The sequence below is a fragment of the Duganella sp. OV510 genome (assembly GCF_900100205.1).
Classification (GTDB): domain Bacteria; phylum Pseudomonadota; class Gammaproteobacteria; order Burkholderiales; family Burkholderiaceae_D; genus Rugamonas.
Window position 1 is genome coordinate 1 of record NZ_FNEQ01000021.1, and the last position, 4,518, is coordinate 4,518.

The 4,518-nt window shown below is 65.1% G+C and carries 4 protein-coding genes; all 4 read left to right on the plus strand.

What is annotated here, in order from left to right:
- Positions 1-1,179, plus strand: a 1,179-nt coding sequence (locus BLS51_RS29025) for a DUF4214 domain-containing protein (RefSeq protein WP_139168817.1), incomplete at its 5' end; no start/stop codon positions are given.
- A complete protein-coding gene (locus tag BLS51_RS29030; protein WP_090285861.1) occupies positions 1,176-2,777 on the plus strand; it encodes a hypothetical protein in 1,602 nt (533 codons plus the stop codon). The genes BLS51_RS29025 and BLS51_RS29030, both read left to right, overlap by 4 nt.
- A gap of 3 nt (positions 2,778-2,780) precedes the next feature.
- Positions 2,781-3,650, plus strand: coding sequence for a hypothetical protein (locus BLS51_RS29035; RefSeq protein WP_139168818.1), 870 nt, complete (start codon positions 2,781-2,783; stop codon positions 3,648-3,650).
- Positions 3,651-3,658: 8 nt separating this feature from the next.
- Entirely contained in the window at positions 3,659-4,498 is an 840-nt protein-coding gene (locus BLS51_RS29040) for a hypothetical protein (protein WP_090192488.1), read from the plus strand.
- Positions 4,499-4,518: the final 20 nt, after the last annotated feature.

The following is a 4,518-nucleotide window of genomic DNA, read 5'->3' on the forward strand; positions in this document are numbered from 1 at the left end:
AAGATGTCGGAGCAGGAACTCAAGGACCAGCGCAAAGAGTTCACGAACCAGTACGACGAGCTGATGCTGACGACCGCGCAGCTGGCGGCGAAAGCGCGCGCGGCGATCGATCCGTACAACCTGGCGCTGTACGACCAGATCCAGGCGCAGACCGCAGTGAAGGATGCCCAGGCCGCACTGCTCGATGCCTACGACAAGCAGAAGTCGGCGCTGCAATCGGTTATCGACCTGCAGCTGGCCGCCGCTGCCGCCACCGAGAAGCAGATCAACGCGCTCAAGCTGGGCACGCTATCGGACCTGTCGCCCGAACAGAAATATTTCGAGGCGCAGCGCCAGTTCGATGCGGCGGCACCGGGCGAGGCGAAGAGTGCGGCGGCGCAGGCGCTGCTGGATGCGTCGCGGACCTACAACGGCTCGACGCAGGCCTATGTGAAGGACTACGCCAAGGTACAGGCCGCGCTGGCTCTGCAAGCGGCGTCGCAGTCGTCGGCCGCCTCGGTCGCCCAGCAGCAGCTCGACGCGCTGAACAAGCAAGTCGCGCCGCTGATCGACATCAAGGACGGCATCACCGGCCTCGACGCGACCACGAAGGCAGTGCTCGATGGTATTCAGGAACTGGCTCGTGCAACGGCAGCAGCAGCGGCGGCGAACACCGCCGCCGGCGCCAGCGGCAGTGGCCAGTCAGTCGAGGCCATGGTTGCCGGCATCTACAAGGATGTGCTGGGCCGCCAGGGCGATGCAGCCGGCATGGATTTCTGGATAAAGCAGATCAAGAACGGCGCGAGCTATTCCCAGATCTACGACGCACTGAAAGGCTCGGACGAGTACAAATACCTGAACGGGATCAAGGCTCACGCCAAAGGCGGCATCGCTTCGGGCTGGTCGCTTGTTGGAGAGGAGGGGCCTGAGCTCGTCAACTTTGACACGCCTGGTCGCGTCTACACTGCCGACCAAAGTCGGCGAATGATGTCGGGCGGTACTTCCGATGCGGCTGTGGCGGAGCAGACGGCCGCCATTCGAGAACAGAACGCGCTGATCGCAAAGCAAAACGAACTGCTGGGCGCTATCAAAGATGCCACTGAGGATACTGCGGAGAATGGCGCTGCCGGTGAGGATATCCGTTCGCTGAAGCAGCACATGGCCAAAGTCCTGTCAACACGTCAGGCGGTGCCGGCATGAGCGAGCAGATCGTCCTGGTAGAGATCGAGGGCTACAACAAAGCCACCGGTGTGGTGGAGACGCTGCGTTTCTGCGACGGTCTCGCGTACCGCACGCGTCCGGCCGAGGTGCCGGCCAATGCGCTGTATCGCCCGTTCCTGCTCGATCCGGGCTGGTGCCGCATCGACATCTACACCGGGCCGGGCAAGTATGGCCAGATCACACCCGGCGAGTGTGTGCTGGACGACTCCAGTGGCACGCTGGGTGGCAAGCTGATCGGCTATGCCTTCGACGGCCGCAGCATTGTGGTGCGCATCGGCGAGCGCGGCGCGCCGTACCCGGCCGGCTACGTTACCGTGATCAACGGCACGCTAGCCGGCCAGCCATCCTTCGACTGGAATAAGATCACCTTTCACCCGGCCGACCTGACTGCGGCGCAGCAGAAAACTTTGCAGACGACGCGCTTCGCCGGTAACAACGTGTTGCCGAACGGCGTGGAAGGCCTGGACGACATTAAGTCCAAGGTCAAGCCGATGGTGCTGGCCCTGGCATCGAATATGTCGCCGGTGCTGTGCAACACCTCGAAGCTGATCTACCAGGTATCGGTGCCGGTCGGCGCCGCTGCGCACGCGATATCGGCAGTGCGTGATGGTGGCTTGCCGCTGACGGCCGGTTCCGCATACGCCAGCCTCGCCGACATGCAGGCCACGGCGCCCAGCTCTGGCCAGTACCGCGTCTTTTCGACGGTGGCTGGCGGTTGCTACATCCGGCTCGGCGCGTCGCCGGCGCGCGGGATCACCTGCGACGTCGCCTACGGCACTGCCGCCGACCGCACCCACGCGCAGACCTGGCGCCGAGTGCTGCTGTACGCCGGCGTGCCAGTCGGCTTGATCTCGGCGGCCGACGTCGCCGCGCTGGACGCTGCGCTGCCGGCGGAAATCGAATTTGCGCTGTTTGACGAGTCGACCGCCGCCGCTGCGCTCAGTGCCATCGCCAACAGCGCGGCCGCCGCATGGTACGGCGACCAGACCGGCGTGTACCGCATCGCGCAGTGGACGCCAGCGTCTGGCCTGCCGTTGGCCACGCTGACGGCGCTGCGTACGGAAACCATGGATATCTCGGACCCGATCGGCAACGGCGACGTGGCGCCGGCCTACCTGGTCAACCTGTCGTTCGGCAGGAACTGGACGAAGCAGTCCGACGCGGATCTGGGCGGCGACAAGACCAGTAGCACTGATCCTGTTCGTGCACCGGGCGGCCGGGCCGGACTGGCGGCGCGCGCCTGGCTGGCGGAGGAATACCGCATCGCGCCGGCCACCGACGCCACCGTGCAGACCGCCTACAAGAGCGCGGTGAAGCTTGAGCTGACGTCGCTGATCTCTTCCGCCGTGCCGGCGCAGGCGTTCGCCGACAGCCAGCTTGCGGCTTACAAGGTCGCGCGCAATCTGACCACGCTGTCGATGTGGCTCTCGCCCGCGCAGATCAACGCGGTGCGCGCTGGCGCCGTGGTCAGCCTGAAGATGGACCGCTGGGGCTACAACAACGGCAAGCTCGCGCGCGTCGCCGGCGTCCTGATTGATCGCCAAACCCGAAAAACTGAACTTACCCTCTGGGGCTGATGAATGGCGAACCCTAAACTTTGCTTCCCAAACTGGACCCTGCCGACGTCGATCGTAACGCCGACCGTGACCGGACCCGGCTGGATCGACCTGCAAAACCTGCACGGCGAGGTGCTGTCCGAAATGGCGCGCTATCCCGGCACCGACTTGCCCGGTACGCGCTTCGTGATCGACCTGGGCACGCTGCGCAACGTCTCGGTGCTGGCGATCCCGTTCCACAACGCCGGCCTGTTCGACAAGGCGCGCATCCGCTTCTGCACCGACGCCGCGCTGACTGATGCCGTGATCGACACCGACTGGCAGGAGTTCTTCGGCGTGATCTACCCATACGGCACGCTCGACCCGACCCGCGTGGAGTGGATCGACGGTCGCATGACTGCGGAGGATGCCGCCGGCTATATGATCCCCTGGGTGTATGTGGCGCCGGTAGCAGGCATCGGCCGCTACCTGGACGTCCAGCTCGACTGGCGCTCCAACCCCGCCGGCTATGTCGATATCGGCCAGATCGTCGCCTCGCCGGCGATCACCTCGGTCTACAACATCTCGTACGGCGCCAACCCGCCGTTCTACGTCGATCCCTCGACGAAGACACGTGCCAAGGGTGGCCCACAGTTCGCCGACCAGCAGCGCTCCTACCGCACCACAAGCATGCTGTTCGAATGGCTCAGCGAGGACGAACTGTACGGCAACTTCTACGAGATGGTGCGGCGCTACGGCACGACGAAGCCACTGTTCTACATCTACGACTCCGACGCGCCAGCGGCGATCCGCCAGAAGCAGTCGTTCATGTGCACGGTGTCGAGTGTAGGGCCGCCAACGGCCACGAATTTCAACATCAATTCGCTGCCAGTGGCGGTCGAAGAAGCTTTTTAAGGAAGAACATGGCAATCGACTTCGAAATTAATGGGCATCGCTACACTAACGACCCGGTGCTGGCGGCCGCTGAGAACATCCCGGCGCAATACCAGTTCATCGGCTACAACGCGGTACTCGCGCTGGAGAGCTATGCGGAGGACGTGGTGGCGGTCGGAGGCGGGTCGACCGAGGCGGCTGAGGCTGCGGCGGTGCTGGCGGAGGCGTTCGCCGCCAGCGCCATCCTGGCGCCGGGCACGTCGGCCACCTCCAGCACGTCGCTGACCACGGCCTATGGCGCGCAGATCTACACCGTCCAGCCAGGCAAGAACTTCAACAAGGGCGCTTGGGTAACACTGGCCAGCGACGCTGCGCCGGACGCGGTGCAGATGAGTGGTCCGCTACTGTCCTACGACCCGGCGACCGGCGCCATGATCGCCAACATCAAGGCGCTTTCGGGCATCGGGCTCACTGCGGCAGATTGGATCGTCAGCCTGAGCGCGCCCGGCGGCGCCCAGCTGGGCTTCAACCAGTACACCGGCTCGCAGTTCTACGCTGCCGGTATCTTCGAGGGGCTGGTGGACATGGCGGCCGGCAATAACGCCGACCTTGGCGCCGGCACGCTGTTCAAGAAAACGGCCACGGCCAGCTGGGCGCTGACGGTCAGCGGCATCCCGGCCGGCGCCTCGGCGTGCTTCATTCTGGAACTGACCAATGGCGGGCTGTACCCGTTCACGCCGCCGGCCGGCATTACCTATCCGGGCGGCGTGGTCCCCTCGCTTTCGGCGGCCGGCACCGACGCGCTCGCGCTGTACCGCCTCGCTGGCGGCAGCTGGCGGCTCTTCATGCTGGGGAAGGACGCAAAATGACGGCGCGCTTCCTGCGGATG

Bases quoted from the DNA above. Each gene is read 5' to 3' on its own strand.
- BLS51_RS29030 (WP_090285861.1), top strand. From the start codon at position 1,176: ATGAGCGAGCAGATCGTCCTGGTAGAGATCGAGGGCTACAACAAAGCC.
- BLS51_RS29035 (WP_139168818.1), top strand. From the start codon at position 2,781: ATGGCGAACCCTAAACTTTGCTTCCCAAACTGGACCCTGCCGACGTCG.
- BLS51_RS29040 (WP_090192488.1), top strand. From the start codon at position 3,659: ATGGCAATCGACTTCGAAATTAATGGGCATCGCTACACTAACGACCCG.